The organism is Thalassospira sp. ER-Se-21-Dark, assembly GCF_017922435.1.
GTDB lineage: Bacteria > Pseudomonadota > Alphaproteobacteria > Rhodospirillales > Thalassospiraceae > Thalassospira.
Genome location: NZ_VDEZ01000002.1, coordinates 812,435 through 833,992 on the forward strand (window position 1 = coordinate 812,435; position 21,558 = coordinate 833,992).

19 protein-coding genes are annotated in these 21,558 nt (G+C 54.4%); 8 read left to right on the plus strand and 11 right to left on the minus strand.

Annotated elements, in window-relative coordinates; genetic code table 11:
• Positions 1-8: 8 nt before the first annotated feature.
• The 7 genes from FHI25_RS11475 to FHI25_RS11505 form a co-directional block, all read right to left on the minus strand.
• Complete coding sequence (locus FHI25_RS11475; RefSeq protein WP_063089455.1) at positions 9-863, minus strand: ABC transporter ATP-binding protein; 855 nt, start codon at positions 861-863, stop codon at positions 9-11.
• On the minus strand, positions 860-2,380 hold the full coding sequence (livM, locus tag FHI25_RS11480; protein WP_210517922.1) for a high-affinity branched-chain amino acid ABC transporter permease LivM: 1,521 nt from the start codon (positions 2,378-2,380) through the stop codon (positions 860-862). Before livM ends, FHI25_RS11475 begins: the two co-directional genes overlap by 4 nt.
• Complete coding sequence (locus tag FHI25_RS11485; RefSeq protein ID WP_008891118.1) at positions 2,380-3,303, minus strand: branched-chain amino acid ABC transporter permease; 924 nt, start codon at positions 3,301-3,303, stop codon at positions 2,380-2,382. Before FHI25_RS11485 ends, livM begins: the two co-directional genes overlap by 1 nt.
• Positions 3,304-3,655: 352 nt before the next feature.
• Positions 3,656-3,847: a hypothetical protein gene (locus FHI25_RS11490; RefSeq protein WP_008891119.1), complete on the minus strand. Its 192-nt coding sequence runs from the start codon at positions 3,845-3,847 to the stop codon at positions 3,656-3,658.
• Between the two features lie 123 nt (positions 3,848-3,970).
• Entirely contained in the window at positions 3,971-4,861 is an 891-nt protein-coding gene (gene mmsB / locus FHI25_RS11495) for a 3-hydroxyisobutyrate dehydrogenase (RefSeq protein WP_210517924.1), read from the minus strand.
• 83 nt (positions 4,862-4,944) lie between these two features.
• Positions 4,945-6,036, minus strand: a complete 1,092-nt coding sequence (locus FHI25_RS11500) for an enoyl-CoA hydratase/isomerase family protein (RefSeq protein ID WP_210517926.1) — start codon at positions 6,034-6,036, stop codon at positions 4,945-4,947.
• Positions 6,037-6,039: 3 nt separating this feature from the next.
• Positions 6,040-7,179, minus strand: a complete 1,140-nt coding sequence (locus FHI25_RS11505; protein WP_210517928.1) for an acyl-CoA dehydrogenase family protein — start codon at positions 7,177-7,179, stop codon at positions 6,040-6,042.
• A gap of 227 nt (positions 7,180-7,406) precedes the next feature.
• Between FHI25_RS11505 and FHI25_RS11510 the strand changes: the two genes are divergently transcribed.
• From FHI25_RS11510 to hemB, 4 genes are all read left to right on the plus strand, one after another.
• The gene (locus FHI25_RS11510; protein WP_210517931.1) at positions 7,407-8,693 is read left to right on the plus strand and encodes a PLP-dependent transferase; all 1,287 of its coding nucleotides are present in this window, start codon (positions 7,407-7,409) and stop codon (positions 8,691-8,693) included.
• A 132-nt stretch (positions 8,694-8,825) separates the two neighbouring features.
• Positions 8,826-9,587 (plus strand): DeoR/GlpR family DNA-binding transcription regulator, encoded by a 762-nt coding sequence (locus FHI25_RS11515; RefSeq protein WP_210517933.1) that lies wholly within the window; start codon positions 8,826-8,828, stop codon positions 9,585-9,587.
• Positions 9,588-9,621: 34 nt separating this feature from the next.
• The gene (locus FHI25_RS11520; RefSeq protein ID WP_210517935.1) at positions 9,622-10,815 is read left to right on the plus strand and encodes an MFS transporter; all 1,194 of its coding nucleotides are present in this window, start codon (positions 9,622-9,624) and stop codon (positions 10,813-10,815) included.
• Positions 10,816-10,871: 56 nt separating this feature from the next.
• Entirely contained in the window at positions 10,872-11,879 is a 1,008-nt protein-coding gene (gene hemB, locus FHI25_RS11525; RefSeq protein ID WP_210517937.1) for a porphobilinogen synthase, read from the plus strand.
• Positions 11,880-11,954: 75 nt separating this feature from the next.
• Here hemB and FHI25_RS11530 read toward each other — a convergent pair whose 3' ends face one another.
• Entirely contained in the window at positions 11,955-12,926 is a 972-nt protein-coding gene (locus FHI25_RS11530; protein ID WP_210517939.1) for an HAD hydrolase-like protein, read from the minus strand.
• Positions 12,927-13,405: 479 nt separating this feature from the next.
• Here FHI25_RS11530 and FHI25_RS11535 point away from each other — a divergent pair, with 479 nt between their 5' ends.
• Positions 13,406-13,564, plus strand: coding sequence for a DUF1127 domain-containing protein (locus FHI25_RS11535; RefSeq protein WP_082923501.1), 159 nt, complete (start codon positions 13,406-13,408; stop codon positions 13,562-13,564).
• A gap of 109 nt (positions 13,565-13,673) precedes the next feature.
• Here the strand turns inward: FHI25_RS11535 and FHI25_RS11540 are convergent, their stop codons facing one another.
• Entirely contained in the window at positions 13,674-15,191 is a 1,518-nt protein-coding gene (locus tag FHI25_RS11540; RefSeq protein ID WP_210517941.1) for a malonyl-CoA synthase, read from the minus strand.
• Positions 15,192-15,349: 158 nt separating this feature from the next.
• The gene (locus FHI25_RS11545) at positions 15,350-16,534 is read right to left on the minus strand and encodes a type III PLP-dependent enzyme (RefSeq protein ID WP_209272184.1); all 1,185 of its coding nucleotides are present in this window, start codon (positions 16,532-16,534) and stop codon (positions 15,350-15,352) included.
• 243 nt (positions 16,535-16,777) lie between these two features.
• On the opposite strand from FHI25_RS11545, the gene FHI25_RS11550 reads away from it, so the two are divergent.
• Positions 16,778-18,265 (plus strand): aldehyde dehydrogenase family protein, encoded by a 1,488-nt coding sequence (locus FHI25_RS11550; RefSeq protein WP_210517943.1) that lies wholly within the window; start codon positions 16,778-16,780, stop codon positions 18,263-18,265.
• Positions 18,266-18,619: 354 nt separating this feature from the next.
• Positions 18,620-19,840 carry a threonine ammonia-lyase gene (locus FHI25_RS11555; protein WP_210517945.1) on the plus strand — a complete coding sequence of 407 codons (1,221 nt, stop codon included), beginning with the start codon at positions 18,620-18,622 and terminating at the stop codon, positions 19,838-19,840.
• Between the two features lie 91 nt (positions 19,841-19,931).
• Here the strand turns inward: FHI25_RS11555 and FHI25_RS11560 are convergent, their stop codons facing one another.
• Positions 19,932-20,414, minus strand: a complete 483-nt coding sequence (locus tag FHI25_RS11560) for a flavin reductase family protein (protein WP_064781452.1) — start codon at positions 20,412-20,414, stop codon at positions 19,932-19,934.
• 256 nt (positions 20,415-20,670) lie between these two features.
• On the opposite strand from FHI25_RS11560, the gene motA reads away from it, so the two are divergent.
• The gene (gene motA / locus FHI25_RS11565; protein WP_008891134.1) at positions 20,671-21,525 is read left to right on the plus strand and encodes a flagellar motor stator protein MotA; all 855 of its coding nucleotides are present in this window, start codon (positions 20,671-20,673) and stop codon (positions 21,523-21,525) included.
• Positions 21,526-21,558 lie beyond the last annotated feature (33 nt).

Here is a 21,558-nt window from a genome sequence, read left to right on the forward strand (position 1 = left end):
GGACTCCCTCACTGCGCTTTCGGATCAAGATGAAGGTCGGCAGCAACTTCCGGCGGAAGCTCGTCATCCTCTTCTTCGCCAAGATAGGCGCGGATAACAGCCGGATCATTCTTGACGGCTTCTGGATTGCCATCGGCAATCTTTTTACCGTAATCAAGAACGATCACATGGTCGGAAATCTGCATGACAACGCTCATATCATGCTCGATCAGAAGGCAGCCAACGCCCTGATCATCACGGATGCTCTGCAACAGAACGTTCAGTTCCGCCGACTCACGCGGGTTAAGGCCCGCAGCCGGTTCGTCCAGACAAAGCAGTGACGGGTCGGTGCACATGGCACGTGCGATTTCCAGGCGACGCTGGGAACCATATGGCAGGTTACCGGCATTCCAGTCAGCCTGCGCATACAGACCAACCTTCTCCAGCCAGAACTCAGCCTTTTCGACCGCTTCCTTTTCCGCCTTGGCATATTTGCCAAGGTTGAACAAACCGGCAAGAGAGAACGCAGAGGCCTCCATCAACCGGTTATGCTGGGCAACGATCAGGTTTTCCAGAACCGTCATCCCGGTAAACAGGCGGATGTTCTGGAACGTGCGGGCAACACCTTTGTTACGTGGAATGCGGAACCCTTCGGTCCGTTCCAGCAACCGCGGGCCATCGTCGGCATGAAGGGTCAGGCGACCCTCGGTCGGAACGTAGAACCCGGTCAGGCAGTTAAACACAGTGGTTTTCCCTGCCCCGTTCGGGCCGATGATGGCTGTAATTTCACGCTTGTTGGCATTGAAAGACAGATCATCAATCGCGACCAGACCACCGAAACGCATGGTCAGATGTTCGACTTCAAGCAGTTTGTTGTCGGTCATTTGATTTCTCCGGCAACTTTTTCTTTCTGGCTCATATTGAGCAGAATGGTCGGATCACGGAAGGACAACAGACCGCGCGGACGCCAGAGCATGATGGCAACAATACCTGCCCCGAAGATCAGCATGCGATACTCGGCGAGTTCACGGAACATTTCCGGGAAACCGATCATCACAATTGCCGCCAACACGACGCCGATCTGGCTGCCCATGCCGCCCAGAACCACAATCGCAAGAATCACAGCTGATTCAAGGAAGGTGAAGCTTTCCGGGCTGATAAAGCCCTGACGGGTTGCAAAGAATGCACCGGCAAAGCCACCAAACATCGCGCCGATGGCAAATGCCGACAGCTTGGTGTTGGTCGGGTTGATGCCAAGCGAACGGCAGGCGATCTCGTCTTCGCGAAGCGCTTCCCATGCACGACCGATCGGCAGTTTGCGCAGACGCAGGGTCACGAAGTTCGTCACCAGTGCCAGCACAAGGATCAGGTAGTACAGGAAGATCAGGCGATGCATGGACGAGTATTCCATGCCGAACAGCTCGTTAAAGCCAATCGCCCCATCCGGAACACGCCGCGAAAAATCGGCCAGTCCAAAGAAGCTCGGACGTTCAATCGATGAAATCCCGTCCGGACCACCGGTAAGGTCATACCAGTTGATCAGAACAACGCGGATAATCTCGCCGAACCCGAGGGTCACGATCGCAAGATAGTCACCGCGCAGACGCAGAACCGGGAAGCCAAGGATAATTCCGAAGCTTGCCGCAAAGATACCGGCCAATGGCAGGCAAAGCCAGAAGCTCAGATCGAAGTTCTGTGACAGCAATGCATAGGAGTACGCCCCGACCGCATAGAACGCCACATATCCCAGATCCAGAAGACCGGCCAGACCAACCACGATATTCAGCCCCCACCCCAGCATGATGTAAATCATCACAAGGGTCGCAAGGTCGATCGCGGAACGGTCTTCGCCAAAGATGAACGGGAAAATGATAAAGAAGATAATCCCGATCAGACCGATTTTCTTGGTGTTCGAACGATACGCCAACTGGATTTTGGACGACAGTTTGGCGCTTTCATCGACATCAGCCGCGGTCTTGTCTTTCATCGTGAAATAGGCCGTGGCAAAAATGATCGCCACAAACGCGATACCAACGATGGTACTGACCACACTGCCAAACGCCATATCAAGAACAACCGGCGAAACCCAGCGGTCATCAAGTTCGCGGAAACGTACGAACATTTCAAAAACGGCAACGGCAGAAAGCGTAATCAGAACGGCCTGGCCGAGACGTGAAATGTTCTCGCGGCGGAAAATCAGGCCAAGACGCCCGATCACGGTTGCACCGATTGCAATCAGGACAAGATCCCAACGCACGGCCAGTTCCAGACCGGTCGGGCGGTCAACCGTCTCGACACCAAGGAGCATGACCGACATCAACAGCGCGATCACGGCAAAGAACGCAAGTTCCTTGACCACTTCCGAGCCATTGGTACGAGAAGAAGCAAATGCAGCAGACATCAGACTTTCTCCACCTCCGGCTTGCCGAGCAGACCCCACGGACGGAAGATCAGCACAAGAACCAGAATGCCAAACGTTGCGACATCCTTGTATTCAATCGTGAGATACCCCGACCAGAAAGCCTCGATCAGACCGATCAGAAGACCACCAAGCATTGCGCCCGGCAAAGATCCAATACCGCCAAGAACCGCTGCGGTGAACGCCTTAACACCGGCAAGGAAGCCGATATAGAAGTCGATCACGCCGTAATACAACGTCACCATCATCCCCGCGACCGATGCCAGGGCAGCACCCATGACAAACGTGGTCGAGATGGTGCGGTCAACGTTAACACCCAGAAGGCCTGCCATCGTACGGTCCTGCTCACAGGCACGCTGTGCGCGGCCCAGGGACGTTTTGGCAATCAGCAGCGAGAAGACAACCATCAGCACGAATGTCAGAACGATAATCACGATCTGCATATAGCTCAGCTGAACGTCGAAATTCGCGCTTTCCATCAGGGTAATGCCGCCCTCAACAAGCGGCTGCATCGGTTTCACGCGCGCACCCTGCGAAATCTGAACGAAGTTCTGCAGGAAAATGGACATACCGATGGCAGAAATAAGGGCTGCCAGACGGAATGAGCCGCGCAGCGGCCGATATGCCACCCGTTCCACGCCCCAACCATAGACAGAGGTCAGAACCATTGAAACGAACAGCATCAAAAGAAGGGTAAGAGGTAGAATTCCGCTGATACCGGCAGCCTGACAGATCAGGAAGGTAATCAGGGAATGGAACGCACCGATCATATAGATCTCACCGTGCGCAAAGTTGATCATGCCAATAATGCCATAAACCATCGTGTAACCGATGGCGATCAGACCATAAATGGCCCCCAGCGTCAGACCATTGATCAATTGTTGTAGGAAATAAGCCCAATCCATTGCACAACCTTAGATTTGGCACAGACATACAAGGACTTCGCCAGATCAGCAGAAGGTATCAATTCACACACAGATGTAATGATTGGATGAGACACTGTCTCCCCATAGCCCCCTGGCAAACCCGCAAAGCCTCCGTCTTATTGTTATCGGGTAACCCCCGGTTTTAACCCTCTATGCCGGTCATTCTTTTTGCGACCATTACATAAAGAGCGCGATTAGAGCGAGGACATTAGACACACGATTTCAAACCCTGCAAGCCGCTTTGACATTTTAGTGAAAATCACCAAAACAGGATTTGAAATTGGCATAAAACACTGACTTCGAAAGTCATCCACGCTTTATATTGTATAAATTATCCCTTTTTGAGAACGTATTCAAGTTTTTGTGCAGCAACGCGCTTCAGTTGTTCCGGATTCCGGCTGACAGGTCCGGCAACAGTGACTTCCACGCCTGTTTTGCCGTCAATGGCCGTACACCGCAGATAGGTGCCGACTTGCCGAAGCTCAAAATAAATCTCGTTCGAGGTGTTATAGCGTGAGGTCATTGATGCACTGCTGTTATCAAAAATGGACTTGTCTATTGTGCTCCCATTTTCAGACAACGCAACATATAACAAAACGGGCCCGGAAATCCGGACCCGCTGGTTTGGCACCGCTTCTGGGTACTTCTATTTCTCGCCATCAAGCATTTTAACGATGGCTGAAAAGTCCATACCACCGTTGCCGCCATTGGAATAAAGCGCATACAGGCTTTCGGCCAACGCCCCCATCGGGGTTGTTGCACCAGATGCCGCTGATGCCTGCTGGGCAAGCTTCAAATCTTTCAGCATCATATCTACCGCAAAGCCCGGCTGATAATCGCGGTTGGCCGGGGACGTCGGAACCGGACCCGGGACCGGACAATAACTTGTCAAGGCCCAGCACTGACCCGATGCCTTTGAAGACACCTCAAACAGTTTCTGGGCATCCAGGCCAAGGCGCTTTGCCAGCATGAAGGCCTCGGAAACCGCGATCATGCTGACACCAAGCACCATGTTGTTGCAGATCTTTGCCGCCTGCCCGGCACCGCTATCACCGGCATGGATGATATTGCTGCCCATGCCCGCCAAAATAGGCTGTGCACTGGCAAAGTCCGCCTCAGATCCACCAACCATGAATGTCAGCGTACCCGCCGCCGCACCAGCCGTCCCGCCAGAGATCGGGGCATCAACCACACCAAGACCCGCCGCACGGGCCAGCTCGGCTGCCTTGCGGGCCGAGTCCACATCAATTGTCGAACTGTCGATCAGAACCGTGCCCGGCTTGGCATGTGCAATGACACCGTCCGGCCCATCATAAACGCCCAGCACGTGCTTGCCCGCGGGCAAAACAGTGACAACAAATTCGACATCACTGGCCGCTGCGCCGACCGATGCCGCCTTTGTGGCACCGGCCTCCACCGCCTTTGCCACCGCATCTGCTGACAGATCAAAGACCTTGACCGCATGTCCGGCCTTCACGAGGTTGACCGCCATCGGGCCGCCCATATTGCCCAGACCGATAAAACCGATATTCGCCATTTGAAGTCTCCTCTGACACCCTATCTGGGTGTTTTGTTCTGATTTATGGTGATCTGGCAGGGGGATGTTCCCTGCCCAGCATTCTAAAGATTAAGCTCTTTGTCTTTTGGCAGTTTTTCGAAATATTCCGCCACTTCGCGTGGATCGACCTGACCGATATCGCCATGCTGCCATTTCGGCGCGTGATCCTTATCAACAATCACCGCCCGCACACCTTCAAACAGGTCCGGCTTGCACACCATGCGCTGCGACATTCGGTATTCCATGTTCAGGACCTCTGCCAGCGACATATCGCCCCCCTGACGGATTTGCTCGAAACTGACGCAAAGGGATGTCGGCGATTTGGCCAGCAACGTCTCAAGCGTCTCTGTGCCAAATGCACTGGCCGCATTCCGCAAGGCTTCAAAGATCGCCGCGACACTGTCGCCAGAAAAGCAATGATCAATCTCGCTGCGAATTTCTGAAAGTGGCGCTGAACCGAACGGCGTTTCATGCTTATTGAGGATATCCTCGGCAATGGCAAAGCCATCACCGTCCCACGCCGCACTTGCCAGTGCACTCTTGATGGCATCCAGTTTCGCACTTTCCGCCCCATGGGTTGCAAGTCCGGCATAAAGGCAATCTGCGGCCTTGATCCGCGCTCCGGTCAAACCAAGGTACATCCCGATTTTCCCGGGACACCGCGGCAGGAAATATCCCCCGCCAACATCCGGGAAAAAGCCAATGCCGGTCTCGGGCATGGCAAACAACGTGCGTTCGGTCACAACCCGGAACCGGCCATGGATGGAAACCCCGACACCACCGCCCATGGTGATCCCGTCCATCAGTGCGATATAGGGCTTTGGATAGGTCGCGATATAGTGGTTCAGGTGATATTCCCGACGATAGAACGCATCAAGCATCTCTTCGTCATCAACCTTGCGGGCATCATAAAGGCCGCGGATATCACCGCCGGCGCAGAATGCCTTTTCGCCGGTCCCTTCAATGATGACGACCTTCACCGAAGTATCCTGTTCCCAGGATTTCAGCTGCGCCATCATCATATCGACCATCACCAGATCAAGCGCGTTTAGCGCCTTGGGACGGTTCAACAGGATACGCCCAACCGGCCCGTCCTGCGAAAACAGAACCGGTGCGTCTGCGGTCTCAGTCGGCGAATTTGAAACTATGCTCATAACCTAGTCTTTCAGGGCTGCACGCGCGATGATCAGACGCATGATTTCATTGGTACCTTCAAGGATCTGGTGCACGCGCAAGTCACGCAAAAGCCGCTCGATGGGGTATTCACGAATATAACCATATCCGCCATGAAGCTGCAGCGCTTCGTTACAGACATTAAAGCCGATATCGGTCGCAAACCGTTTGGCCATCGCACAGAATTGCGTGGCATCATCGGTCTTGTGATCCAGCTTCCATGCCCCTTTATGAAGCATCAGCCGGGCGGCTTCGAGTTCGGTGACCATATCAGCAAATTTGAATTGCAATGCCTGAAACTGATCAAGGCTTTTGCCAAATTGTTTGCGGACTTTCATGTGTTCGCGGGCATGCTCCATTGCCGCACGCGCACCACCGATCGAACAGGCCGCGATATTTAACCGCCCGCCATCAAGGCCCTTCATGGCGAATTTGAAACCTTCGCCCTCTTCGCCCAGACGGTTTTCGACCGGCACCTTGCAATTACTAAAGATAACGGCCGCGGTCGGCTGACTGTTCCAGCCCATTTTTTCTTCAAGCTTGCCAAATGATAGCCCCTCGGCATCCTTTGGCACGATAAAGGTCGAAATGCCTTTCGGGCTGTCATCGCCCGTCCGCGCCATGACGACATAAATGTCGCTGCGCGATCCACCGGAAATAAACGCCTTCTCGCCATTAAGGATGTAATGGTCGCCATCGCGTTCAGCCCGGGTTCGAAGAGACCCTGCATCCGATCCGGCCCCCGGTTCGGTCAGGCAGTAACTCGCGAAATGGTCCATGGTGACGAGTTTCGGCAGATATTTCGCGCGCTGCGCGTCATTGCCAAATGTGTCGATCATCCAGCAGGCCATATTGTGGATCGAAATATATGCCGCTGTTGATGGGCAGGCCGCAGCAAGTTCTTCAAAAATAACCGCCGCATCAAGCCGCCCAAGTCCCGTTCCGCCATGTTCCTCGCCGGTATAGATCGCGGCAAAACCAAGTTCGGCTGCCTTGCGCAGTGTTTCCTCGGGGAAGATGTGGTTCGCATCCCAGTCGCCCGCATATGGCGCCATTTCATTCTGCGCGAAATCACGCGCAGCTTGGGCAAATGCCTGCTGATCTTCAGACAGGTTGAATTCCATTGGATCGCCGCCTCTTTTGATTTTCTATTTTCCCTTTACGTAAACGTGAAATCTGCTGCTTGTCAATTCATTCGGTATAATCGTACCGAATTATCACAATTCTCGTCCTGAACGCCTATGGCGTGCATGTTGCTTTGGCATTTCGCCAAATCTTCCTTGCGAATACAGGGCTGCTGCGCATACCCTCCTCGCCTCAGGAATCACAATAAATCAGGGAAACAGTCATCATGTCTTCGACCAAGCCGGAAACAATTGTCCTTCATGCAGGCTATCGCGCCGAACCGACAACCGGTTCTGTCGCCGTCCCGCTCTATCAAACCACCAGTTATCAGTTCCGCGACACCCAGCATGCCGCAGACCTTTTTGCGCTTAAGGAACTGGGCAACATCTATACCCGCCTGATGAACCCGACCAATGATGTGCTTGAACAGCGCGTGGCGGCCCTTGATGGCGGCGCTGCGGCGGTTGCACTGGCATCGGGCCAGGCGGCATCGACCTTTGCGGTGCTGAACATCGCACAGGCGGGTGACAACATTGTCAGCTCAACCGACCTTTATGGTGGCACCTGGAACCTGTTTGCCAACACCTTCAAGCAAATGGGCATCGAAGTCCGTTTTGCCGATCCGGCCGATCCGGAAAACTTCCGTCGCCTTGCCGATGACAAAACGCGCGCGTTCTATGCCGAAACCCTGCCCAACCCGAAACTGCAAGTCTTCCCGATCCGCGAAGTTGCCGATATCGGGGATGATTTGGGCATTCCGTTGATCGTTGATAACACCGCCGCCCCGGTGATCTGTAAACCGATTGATCATGGTGCCAGCATCGTGATGTATTCCACCACCAAATTCATTGCCGGTCACGGCACGTCTGTTGGCGGCATCGTGGTTGATTCGGGCAAGTTTGATTGGGAGAAACACGCCAAACGCTTCCCGCTTCTCAATGAACCGGACCCCAGCTATCACGGTGCGGTTTGGACCGAGGCCGTCAAACCGATTGGCCCGGTGGCTTACGCGATCAAACTGCGCTGCACGTTGCTGCGCGACGTTGGTGCCGCGGCATCGCCGTTCAATTCCTTCCAGACCATTCAGGGCATGGAAACCTTGCCGCTTCGGATGGAACGCCATTGCGAAAACGCGCTCAAGGTTACCGACTTCCTGGCATCTCACCCGAAGGTCACCAAGGTCATCCATCCCAGCAAACAGGATGGCGAAGCCCGCCGTCGCGCGGATAAGTACCTCAAGGGTGGTTTGGGCTCTTTGATGGGCTTTGAACTGGCAGGTGGCAAAGATGCCGGCGAGAAATTCATCAACGCGCTGGAGCTGCTCTACCACGTGGCCAATATCGGTGACACGCGGTCGCTTGCCATTCACCCGGCCACCACGACTCACAGCCAGCTCTCAGAGGAAGATCGTCTGTCATCGGGTGTGACTGATGGCTATGTCCGCCTGTCGATTGGCATAGAACATATTGATGACATTCTGGCGGATTTGACCCAGGCACTTGATAAAGCCTGATAAACCGCCAAAGACTGCTTTGCTGCAAAACCGGTCAGACCTTCGTCTGGCCGGTTTTTCTATTGACGCTTTTGCATGTCCGGGCTAACCAATATCGGCAATACATGCACAACATGCAAAACAGGCATATAAATGTCGAGCGTTTCAAACCGTCAGGACGAAATCCAGAAACTGCTGCGCAGTAAGGGCACGGTTCATATCCACGATCTGGCCGCCCTGTTTCACGCATCCCTTGATACCATCCGCCGCGACCTGCGCCAGATGGAGGAAGATGGTTATTTGCGCCGTATTCACGGTGGGGCAGTCCTGCCCAATTTGGCACAGGAAAGTTACGCGGAACGCGCACAGGAACTACAACCCGAACGCACCGCGATTGCCCAAAAGGCCGCACGCGAACTGATCCCCGATGATTGCGTGGCGTTTTTCGATAGCGGCACCACCGTGTGTGAAGTTGCACGCAACCTCAAACCATCCTTTCGCGGCACGGTGATTACCGTCAACCCGATGATCGCAGTCGAACTCGCCAATCATCCGAATGCCGAGGTCATCATGTTGGGTGGCACGCTTCGCAAAACAGATATGGTGGTATGCGGCCCGACGACCCTTGATCAACTCAGAAGCTTTAATGCCGATATCGCACTCCTTGGCACCTGTGCGCTTCACCCCGAGGCAGGCCTGTCGACCAGCAGCACCGAAGAACGCGCGACCAAGGCGGCCATGATCGCCCAATCGGCCGAAGTCATTGCCATCACCACCGCCGACAAACTTGAAACCAGTCTGCCGCACCGGGTCTGCGACATTGATGCGATTTCCCATCTGGTCACCGGTCGCAAACTTTCAAACGGCTATCTTGCCAATTACACCCGGCGTGGCTTGAACGTCATTCAGGCCTGATCGCCTGCCCTCGCCTTGCGGAGAAACTCGTTAAATGCAAACCCACGCCACTGCCCATAACCGGGTGCGCGCCATCTTCTTTTTGCATGGTGCCGCTTTTTCAAGTTGGGTGCCGCATATCCCGCTGGTGCAGGAACGCCTTGGCCTTGGCCATGACGAACTTGGCGGCATTTTGCTGGCGGCGGCCATCGGTGTGCTTGCCGTGATGCCGGTCGCCGGAAGACTGGCAGACCGGTTTGGCAGCGAACGCGTGGTGCGTTATTCGGGGCTGTTCTATTTCATTGCGGTTGGCGTGCCGGCCTTCATGCCCGATTATCTCAGCATTTCGATCGCGATGTTTGCACTGGGCTTTTCCGGTGCCTTTCTGGATGTCGCGATGAATGCCAATGGCCTGCAGGTTGAACGCGTCAAGGGCCGCAGCATCATGTCGGGGTTACATGGTTTTTGGAGTCTCGGTGGCTTTGTCGGCGCAGGGATTGCCGCCGCCTGGTTCGCCCTGCCAATTGGCAATGAATTCCATCTGCCAATCGTGCTTTCTCTTTTCCTGATCGCGCACATCATCGCACAAGCGGGACTTCTTTCGGATCAGGCGGCATCAGAACATCTGTCTGGCCCACAGGATGCCAGCCAAACCACGACCGCAAAGACCAAGGATCGCAATCTGTTCCTGATGCTGTTGCCATTCGGGGTCTGCGCCTTTATCGGCCAATTCGGTGAAGGTGTCCTGACCGACTGGGCAACGGTATTCATGAATTCCGAACTGTCATCCGGGCCGACATTGGCTGCGGTCGGCTTTGCCATCTATTCCTTTGCCATGGCCGCGACCCGCCTGTCCGGTGATGCACTGGTGAGCCGGTATGGTCGCGTGCCGGTATTGCTGACAAGTTCGGTACTGGCATCCCTTGGCACCCTTGCCTTAACCCTGTCTCCCAATATCGTTGTCGCCTGGATCGGCTGCGGGATTGCCGGCATGGGGCTTGCGGTGATCCTGCCGCTGTTGCTGTCTGCGGCATCCCAGACAACGGGCAAAGGTGGTGGTGCGGTTGTTTCGATTATTGCCGCAACCGGCTATTCCGCGATCATGGCCGGGCCACCGGTGATCGGTGCCATTGGTGAGGCCCTCGGACTGGTCACAGCCTTTGCACTGACATCCGCATTCCTTGCCATGATTATCCCGGTTTACCTGTTAACCATGCGCAGGCGTTTGCAAATTGCGGCCAATGGTTGATCAACGGCGCAATCTGTCCCATAAATTGCCCAGCCTCACAGTATAGAGAACAGATCATGGTCAACAAATTCGCCTATGGCACCTTCCCCAGCACCCGGCAGCGCCGCAACCGCATGACCGACTGGTCGCGCCGCATGGTCGCGGAAACGCGGTTGACCTCCCACGATCTGATCCTGCCTGTCTTTGTGATCGACGGCAAAAACGAACGCACCCCGATCCCGTCCATGCCCGGCGTTGAACGCCAGTCGGTCGATATTTTGGTCGAAACTGCCAAACACGCCGAAAAGCTTGGCATACCGGCCATTGCCCTGTTCCCCTATATCGATGCCAGCCTGAAAACCAAGGACGCCCGCGAAGCCTATAACCCCGACAACGTCGTGTGCCGCGCGGTCAAGGCCATCAAGGATGCCTGCCCCAATCTGGGCGTCATCACCGATGTCGCACTTGATCCATTTAATGCCGACGGCCAGGATGGCATTGTTGTCGATGGTCAGATCCTCAATGACGAAACGACCGAGGCCCTTGTCCGTCAGGCCCTTGTTCAGGCGCAGGCAGGCTGTGACGTGGTTGCACCATCGGACATGATGGATGGCCGCATCGGTGCGATCCGCAAGGTCCTTGAAGAATCGAGCCTCAAAAATGTTCAGATCATGGCCTATTCGGCCAAGTACGCATCCGCCTTCTATGGCCCGTTCCGTGATGCGATTGGCTCGGCCAGTGCGCTTGGCAAGGCTGACAAGAAAACCTATCAGTTGGATCCGGCCAACAGCGATGAAGCCATGCGCGAAGTCGCCTATGACCTTGATGAAGGTGCAGACTCGGTCATCGTCAAACCGGGCCTGCCCTATCTTGATGTGCTTTATCGCGTCAAACAGGAATTCGGCGTGCCGGTCTTTGCCTATCAGGTCTCGGGCGAATACGCGATGATGCGTGCGGCCGGTCAGAATGGCTGGCTTGATTATATCGGCTGTGCGATTGAAACCCTGTCCTGCTTCAAGCGCGCCGGGGCATCCGGTGTTCTGACCTATAGCGCGATTGAAGTCGCCGAGGCACTGGAAGGCTGATTTCACCGCCGCCACGGCAAGTAATAAAAAAGGGCCTCAATCGAGGCCCTTTTGCTTTGGGATGCGAACATCAAATCATGCGGACTTTGCCGCAATGCCATCCGCATCATCTTCAATGCCATAGCCAATCGCCCGCGCACAGAAATGCGGACGCAGTCCGGATCGGGCAAACACACCTTCGATATCCTGCCCATCAAGGAACCCGCCCTGATGGACCAAAAGGGTCTTGATGCCCGACGCCAATCCACCCAGCACATCGGTATGCACCGTATCGCCCACCATCAGCACACGGCTGCGGTCAACACCGGGATGGCGTTTCAGGACTTCCTCGAAAACATGGTGATACGGTTTGCCAACGCATTGCGGCATGACACCGGATGCATCGCCCGCCAGATGCGCGAAGTACCCCGACTCAACCGACAGGAAATCGCCCATCGGCGCACAAATGTCGGGGTTACCGACCAGAACTGGCCGCGGATTATCCTTAAGGCTCTGTTCCAGAAGGGCTTGCTGGGTATCGGTCCAACTATCGGAGTCAATCAACAGGAACCCGCCAACCGCATCGTAAAGCGCGCTGTCACTGCCAAGCGGCTCGACCCGACCGGGCAGAATATCAAACGGCCAGTCGGTCGGCGCCATTGCCCCCCAATGGGTGATGTCGGAATATTCGCCCATCAGCGGGGCGACAAACTGCTGGCTGCTGATCAGGCTGTTATTGTCAAAATCAAAGCCGCGTTTGCGATGACGCGCCAGAATCGCCTCGGCCGAGCTTGAGGCATCATTGGTGACAACCGCAATCTTCTTGCCCATTTCCTGCAAGGTCGCGACTGTCTTGACCGCACCGGGAATGGCACTTTGCCCGCTATTTAGCACACCAAAGGCATCAAACACGATCAGATCAAACTGCTCGGCAATCGCCAAAAGATTATCGACATAATCGGTTGCTGCCGGAACGGCATCGGGTGTGACCTGTGGCAAACGCGGTGCATAGCGCAAATAGGCATCCAGGGCCTGCGCAAAATCCAGTTGCAACCGATTGGCACTCATCGTCATTTCTCCCACACGAACGGCACGTTATTAAAATTCTGGCGTATTCAAACCGATTAGCGCGTTAATTACACCCAAAATTATTCGCAACACCACAAACGCGGATAATCAACCAGAACACATCACGCAAGTTCATTACCCATGCACCACACGCATGGCAATAAAAAGCATCAAATCTGCATCAGCTATTCAGTTTAGAACAGTTAACGAGAGATTTCAGGGATTTCTGCGCTTTTCAATCCGCAGACATGCAAAAAACGCATTGGATTATATCCGCAATCCCCCTTAGATTGTCCTCACGAAATGAATAGGACGTATCGACTGATGAATGCGCCACCAAGCAGTTGATCATTCGATACATCCCATGCAAACCGACACGTCAAACCAGCTAACTATTCCTGTGCGGAATATCTCGGTGAGAACATGCCGGTTAACTGAACAGACGCCGAATAATCGGCCGGTTTGAAATAGGTGATGAAATGATCGTAACCAAGATTTTTGCTTTCCTTCGCGCTCTGCGCGTTCAGTACCAGACCCAGAATGCGCTGCGTAAACTTGATACGCGCGAACTGGCAGACATCGGTTTGAACCGCGACATGATCGACGATGTAGCACACCGTGTTGCTTTCGGTCGCTAAGCCACGACCGTAGCGTCCATGAGGAAGACCCCGACAGAGCATCTGTCGGGGTTTTTCTTTGTCCGAATTTTGGGATTGCCGCTAAAAGATCCGCTTTGCCTGCATCGTCTTAGTTGGCAAACAACGCCTTGTGCTCTTCACGCAGGACATTCTTTTGCACCTTGCCCATCGCATTACGCGGCAATTCATCGACAAAGAACACGCGCTTGGGCACCTTGAAGTTGGCAAGCTCGGATTTAATCGCCGCAATCACGCCCTCTTCGCTTAAGCCGTCTTTTTCTTCCGGCACGATCACGGCAACAACCGCCTCGCCAAAATCGGGATGCTGAACGCCGATCACCGCACTTTCAACAACGCCCTCCATTTTGTCGATCAGGGTTTCGATTTCCTTGGGATAAACGTTAAACCCGCCGGAAATGACCAGATCCTTGGCGCGCCCGACAATATGGACATAGCCCTTGGCGTCGATCTTGGCGATATCACCAGTTATGAAGAACCCGTCTTTGCGGAATTCCTCGGCGGTTTTTTCGGGCATCTGCCAGTAACCGGCAAAAACGTTCGGGCCCCGTGCTTCCAGCACGCCAATCTCATCCGTACCAAGAACATTGCCGTCTTCATCACACACGCGCACTTCGACATCTGGCAGTGCCGGGCCAACGGTATGAACGATGCGCTCGCCACCCAGCGGATTGGACGTCGCCATGCCCATTTCCGTCATGCCATAGCGCTCCAAAAGCGCCTTGCCCGTCCGCTCCTTGAATGCGGTAAAGGTCTCTGGCAGAAGCGGTGCGGATCCGGAAATGAACAGACGCATGTTTGCGGTGACATCCTTGGTAAAATCATCACCAGACAACAGACGCACATAAAACGTCGGAACCCCCATCATCACCGTACTGCGCGGCAAAAGCGCCATCACCTGGTCACGATCAAACTTCGGCAGGAAGAACATCTTCGATCCCGACAGCATCACACAATGGCACGCAATGAAAAGCCCGTGGGTATGGAAGATCGGCAGGGCATGCAGCAGGGTGTCGTCGGCCTTAAAGCCCCAAAGCTTTTCAAGCGTTGATGCGTTCGACCAAAGGTTCATCTGGCTCATCATCGCACCCTTGGGCTTGCCCGTTGTGCCCGAGGTATAAAGTATGGCCGCCAATTCATCGTCGTCGCACGCGACCGGCGCAAAGTCAGAGGGTTGCGATGCCGCCCCGTCCATCAGGCTGCCCTCAGACTGCATGCCCAATGTCAGAACATGCGCAACACCCTGCTGGTCCGCGATAGCCTTGACCTCATCTTCGCGATGGGGCTGACAAACAAAGATCACCGGCGACGCGTTATCCATGAAATAGGCAAGCTCACCCGCCTGATACGCGGTATTCAGCGGCAAATAAACAAGGCCCGCACGGATGCAGCCAAGATAAAGAAACAGTGCCTCGGGGGATTTATCGACCTGAACGGCAACCCTGTCGCCTTTCTTCGCACCAAGCGACGTCAGAAGTCCGGCGATCTGTGCCGATGCTGTGTCCGCATCGCCATAGCTATAGGTCTTGCCATCTGGCGTCTCAATCAGAACTGATGACAGATCGGCCGGAAACCGGTCGCGTATGCGCATAAAAAGGCTGTTGGTCACTGTACTGCTTCCCCGAGAATTCGTTTTGACCGGCAGGTTTGCCCTGCCGGTCTTTTCTGCGGGCAGCATAGTGCAACCAACCATTATTGGTAAACAAGTACCTTTTTACCGCAATGATCGATTTTGTCTGTCAGTCAGACCGTGTTGGCCTTGTCAGGCTAGTCCAGTGCAACCGACGGAAACTCACCGTCGATGTACGGGAACGCTTCACTGACCGTTACCTGTACCTCGGGGTGGAAACCGTTGAAATGGGTGGCCAACGCATTGCTATACGCCCCGATGTGACCAAACTCGATCCAGTCGCCTTCCCGGATATCGGCAGGCAAGGTCACAGTCGCCGGCAAGACATCCATATTGTCGCAGGTCGGCCCATAGATGGTAAATTCCAGTGTCTCTTCCGGATCGAAATCACCTTCAATGCGCAACGGTCGCACCGGATAACGCAATTGCCCGGTCACGGTTTCCGACAGACTGCCGTAAACACCGTCATTGATAAACAGCGTATCTTCCTTGCGCAGATGCACCTGCGTGATCAGGGAAATACCGCTCGATACCAGCGCCCTTCCCGGTTCGCACATATAGGTGGTATCAGGCATATCAAGCCAGCGGATACAATCCTTGATCTCGTCCATGAACTCTTCAAGGCTGGCACCACGCTGGTTCATATACTGGCCGGGGAAACCGCCACCAACGTCGATATGCTTGACCTTCACACCGGAAAAATCAACGACCTGACGGATAAGCTCGACCGCGATCCGATACCCGGTCGGTGTCGTGCATTGCGACCCGACATGGAAACACAAGCCCGCATGGTAACCGTATTCATCAACCTTCTTCAGAAGCTCGGCCGCCACCATCGGGCGCGCACCAAACTTGGCTGACAGGTTATAGGTCGCACCGGCAGGCGGTGTGGCAAGCCGCACATGGATTACCAGGTTCGTGTCGCCCTCGGTTTCCTCGCGAATTTTCTCAAGCTCCTCGGCGGTATCAATCACATAGTGATCAATTCCGAACACCCGATAGGCATTGCGGATGGCATCTCGGCTTTTGACCGGATGCATGAAATACGCCTTCATCCCCGGGAATTGCCGCCGCACGATCGAGATTTCCTCAGGCGAAGCCGTGTCAAAATGACGCACCCCGCCTTCATGAAGATATCGCATGACCTCCGGATGCGGATTGCATTTCACCGCATACAGGACGTCTCCCGGGAACATTTCGACAAAGCGCTGCGCTGTTTCTCGAAGAATATTGGGTCTAAGGCAATACACCGGATAGGAAGGCTTGAGTTCCTTAACAACATCGAACGTCGTATCGAAATGACGTGGCACAATATACTCCATCGTTTACCAATATCAGGCGCCCAGACACGTACCGCCGCCGGGCTGGCCTTTTAGCCTGCCAAGGGTAGCAGCCCTTTTGCCGCCTGTCATGCGACTTGCATGTGCACGACACCGATTAGGGTACTAATTGCGCTTGATATTGCATCGCCCTGTCGATAATTTGGTAAACCAATACCAAATAACCAATATCGTGCGCCCCACGCGGTTTACCGCAGATGCACGCCAACCCACAGGGAGCCTGAAATGCCCATTGATCCGATCCTTGATCCATCCGTTCTGGCCAAGGAGCTGTCCGGTTATCATCTGATCAACGGTAAACTTGTCGCCCCGAAAAACGGCAAGACCTTTGATGTTCTTAATCCTGCCACGGGCAAGGTCATCGGTCAGGCAGCGGACGGTGACGCCGATGACGTCGCGATTGCAGTTGCCGCCGCCAAGGCCGCCCAGAAGGACTGGGCCGAACGCCCGGCGCGTGAACGCGGCAAACTGTTGGCCGAATGCGGTCGTATCCTGATGTCCCATGCTGAGGAATTGGGGCGTCTGGTCGCCCTTGAATCGGGCAAGGCCCTGCGCACCGAAAGCCGGGTTGAGGCATCGGTTCTGGCCGATATGTTCGTCTTTTTCGGCGGACTTGCGTCCGAGCTTAAAGGTGAAACGGTTCCGTTTAACCCGAACATGATGACCCTGACCACCCGTGAGGCCGTGGGCGTCGTCGGTGCGATCATTCCGTGGAACGTTCCGATGATGCTGATGGCGATCAAGGTCGCCCCGGCACTGGTTGCCGGCAACGCAGTCGTCGTCAAATCCGCCGAAGACACCCCGCTTGCCGTTCTGCGCGTTTGTCAGATCATGCAGGAAGTCCTTCCGGCTGGCGTCTTTAACATTCTGTCGGGCTTTGGCCCGTCTTGCGGCGGCCCGCTGGTTGAACACAAGGATGTCAAAAAGGTTTCCTTCACCGGATCAGTTGAAACCGGCCGCACGGTGTATCGCGCCGCTGCCGAAAAACTCATTCCGGTCACCCTTGAACTGGGTGGCAAATCCCCGATGATCGTCATGGGTGATGCCGACCTTGATAAGGCGATTGCCGGTGCGATTGGCGGCATGCGTTTCACCCGTCAGGGACAAAGCTGCACGGCGGCGTCGCGCATGCTGGTGCATGAAAGCCTGCATGACGAATTCGTCAAACGCCTGATTGATAAGGTCAACACCCTTAAAATGGGTGATCCGCTGGATGAAGAAACCGACATCGGCACGATCATCAACCGCAAACAGTTCGACAAGGTTTGTGGCTATATCGAAGTCGGTGAAAAAGAAGGCGCAACCAAAAACGAACTAAGCGCCCTTCCCACCGACAGCGCCCTTTCCGATGGCCTGTTTGTCCGTCCGGTGATCTTCACCAATGTCGATCCGAATGCGCGGATTGCCCGTGAGGAAATCTTTGGCCCTGTTGCCTGTGTGTTCAAGTTCAAAACCTTTGAAGAGGCCCTTGAACTTGCCAATGACAGCGACTTTGGTCTGGCTGCGACTGTCTGGACGACGGATCTTAAAACCGCCCTTGTCGCCACCAAGCGCCTCGAAGCCGGTTTTGTCCAGGTCAACCAGAACCTTGTTGTCCAGCCGAACCTGTCTTATGGCGGGATCAAGCTTTCCGGTCTTGGCAAGGAAGCATCGCTTGAAAGCATGCTCGAACACTTCACCTACAAGAAGACCATTATCCTCAATATGGAATAACGTGTCTGTCGATTGACACGATTGGCCTCAAGAAACCGGGTTGCACGTGACGCAACCCGGTTTTTCTTTTCCGATGCTTGACCTTGCGCGCGCAATCCGCAAAGGTGCGTTTCTCAAACACATCGAAACCCGGAAAGTACATGGCTATGTCTGCAGCTACTGACATCCTCGCATCACACTCTTGCCCGCCTCTTCGTGCCGGTGTGATCGCCATGATTATGGGTATTTCCGACCTGCGAATGTGATCCCTGTCATCTGCGGATGACAGGACCGGTTTAATACCGCTATTCACGCCATAAAATATTACTATAGCCATCGCATCAGATTGCGGATGGCCGCAGGAGTACGGAAATCATGACTGTTTCCTATCACGATATTGTTCGCGCCTCGGGCTTGCTCGAAGGCATTGTTGCGAAAACACCACTGGTAAAATCATTAACGCTTTCAACCATTTGCCAGGCGGATGTTTATCTGAAACTTGAAAATCAGCAATATACCGCGTCGTTCAAGGAACGTGGCGCCTATGTCAAACTGGCAAGCCTGACTCCCAAAGAACGCGAAAAAGGTGTTATCGCCGTCTCGGCTGGCAACCACGCGCAGGGTGTTGCCTATAACGCCAAACGTCTTGGCATTCCGGCCACGATCGTGATGCCCAAAAACACCCCCTACACCAAGGTCCACCATACGCGCTCACATGGTGCCGAAGTCGTTCTGACCGGCAACGTGTTTGCTGAAAGCCTTGAGGCTGCCGACCGCATCCAGCAAGAACGCGGTCTGACCTTCGTCCATCCGTTTGATGATCCGCATATCATCGCAGGCCAGGGCACCGTCGGGCTCGAAATCCTTGATGAAAACAAAGACATCGACACGGTTGTCGTGCCGATTGGCGGTGGTGGTCTGGCATCGGGCGTTGTCACCGCGATCAAGTCGCGCCGCCCTGACATCGAAGTGATCGGGGTTGAGACCAAGCTTTACCCCTCCATGTATGAAGGCATACACAGCAAAGAATTCACCGGCGGTGGCGTTACAATCGCCGAAGGCATTGCTGTCAAACAACCCGGCGGCCTGACGCTTGAAATCTGCAAGGAAAAGCTCGATGACGTCGTTCTGGTCGAAGAAAGCTCAATCGAACGCTCCATCCAGATGATGATCGAGATCGAAAAAAGCGTTGTCGAAGGTGCCGGTGCGGCCCCGCTCGCCGCCCTGCTTGATCACCCGGATCGCTTCAAGGGCAAGAAAGTCTGCCTGATTATCAGCGGCGGCAACATCGATACCCGCCTGCTGGCACAGGTTCTGATGCGCGGCATGGCCCGTGAAGGCCGCCTTGTTCGTGTCCGGATCGAAATTCCGGATGTCCCGGGCGCACTTTCAACGATCAGTGCCTTGATCGGCGAAGAAGACGCCAACATCATTGAAGTCTATCACCAGCGCCACTTCTATGACGTCCCGGCAAAACAGACCGATGTCGACATGGTGCTTGAAGTGCGCGACACCCGGCACGGGCAACAGGTAATCGACCGCTTGATCAAGGAAGGATTCGGTGGTCGCCTGCTTGGCAACACGTCCCTCGACTAGGAACCCTTGCATCTAAAAATGACAAAGGGCCGTTGGTGTTTCACCACGGCCCTTTTCTTGTGTGAACTACATCACATCGCAAGCAACAACATCAGTCACCCAGCGTGCGATACCGCCCACCGTAATACAGCAACGGCGCACCGGTTTCGCCCATCACCAGTTCCTGAACATGACCAACGATGATGCTGTGATCACCGCCTTCATGAAGGGCGTGACGTTCGCAGGTCAGGGCCGCAACACTGCCTTTAAGACGCGGCATGCCAAGGCTGTCATCTTCATATGCAACCTTGTCCCAACCATCCTGCCCGGGGGCTGAAAACAGCTCGGACACCTGCTTTTGGCTCTGGCTCAGGATATTGATGCAAAATCGTTTGGCATCCCCCGTGAACAGCGCATGAGTCGCCGCACGATGATCAACCGAAAATAATACCAGCGCAGGATCAAGCGACACCGAGGCAAAGCTGTTGATGGTAATTCCCGCTTTTGCACCGTCTTGGGCACGGGTGGTTACAACGGCAACACCGGTTGTGAATTGACCAAGGCAATCGCGAAAATCGCGCGCAGAGAAAGACATATTGAAGGAAGCTCTCGTATACCAATATGGATGGGTGACGCGTCCCGAATGGAGCTTGGGGAAAATGGCGTCTATTCACCGCGCTGTCAAACCTAACTCGCAGCTAATTTAAACGCGATGTTAATAAGATTAAAACTTAATAAGAGCATATAGATATCAGAAACACGTTCTGCACTGCCGCAGAAGGCAGATGTTTCGATGAACTCGGGGTTGATCGTTCAGGTATCTGGCTTGGGGTAGCGGAGAAGAAAAAAGAATGTTCTTGATCATTGGTTATATCGTCGTAGTCGGCTCTGTCTTGGGTGGCTATCTGCCGCATGGCGACTTTGGCATTCTTGTACAACCGCTTGAAGTTCTGATCATTTTCGGGGCTGCGTTTGGTGCCTATTTGACTGCCAACCCGCTTGGCATCGTGAAGAAATCCTTCACCTACACCATTCGCGCCATGAAGGGTCCAAAGAAAAAGGCCGCCTATCTGGAACTTCTGATCTGCCTTTATGCGATCTTCCGCCTTGCGAAATCCAAAGGCGATCTTGCGCTTGAAAGCCACGTTGAAAACCCGGAAAGCTCCAGTCTGTTTTCCAATTTCCCGATGCTGATGAAAGATCATCATGCGATGGAATTCATGTGTGACTATCTGCGCTTGCTTACCCTTGGCACGACCAACGCCTATGAACTTGAAGCGGTGATGGATCAGGAACTCGAAACCCATCACGAAGAAGAACACGCAGTTGCATCTGCTGTGCAAACGGCTGGTGACGGCCTTCCGGCACTTGGCATTGTTGCCGCTGTTCTTGGCGTTATCGTTACCATGAGCTCGGTGACAGAACCGCCTGAAATTCTTGGTGGCCTGATTGCGGCGGCCCTTGTCGGTACCTTCCTTGGTATTCTCGGTGCCTATGGCTTTGTCGGCCCGACCGCATCTATCATCAAAAACACTGTGGACGCTGACGGCAAATATTACAGCTGCATCAAAGCCGCCCTGGTTGGTCACATGCAGGGATATGCCCCGCAGGTCTCGGTGGAGTTCGCACGTAAAACCCTCCCGCATAATCTTCGACCCAGCTTCAAAGAGCTTGACGAAGCGCTGCAAGACGCGCCCACGGCTTGATTTTGCGATAAAAGATCTGGTTTAGAGGACAAC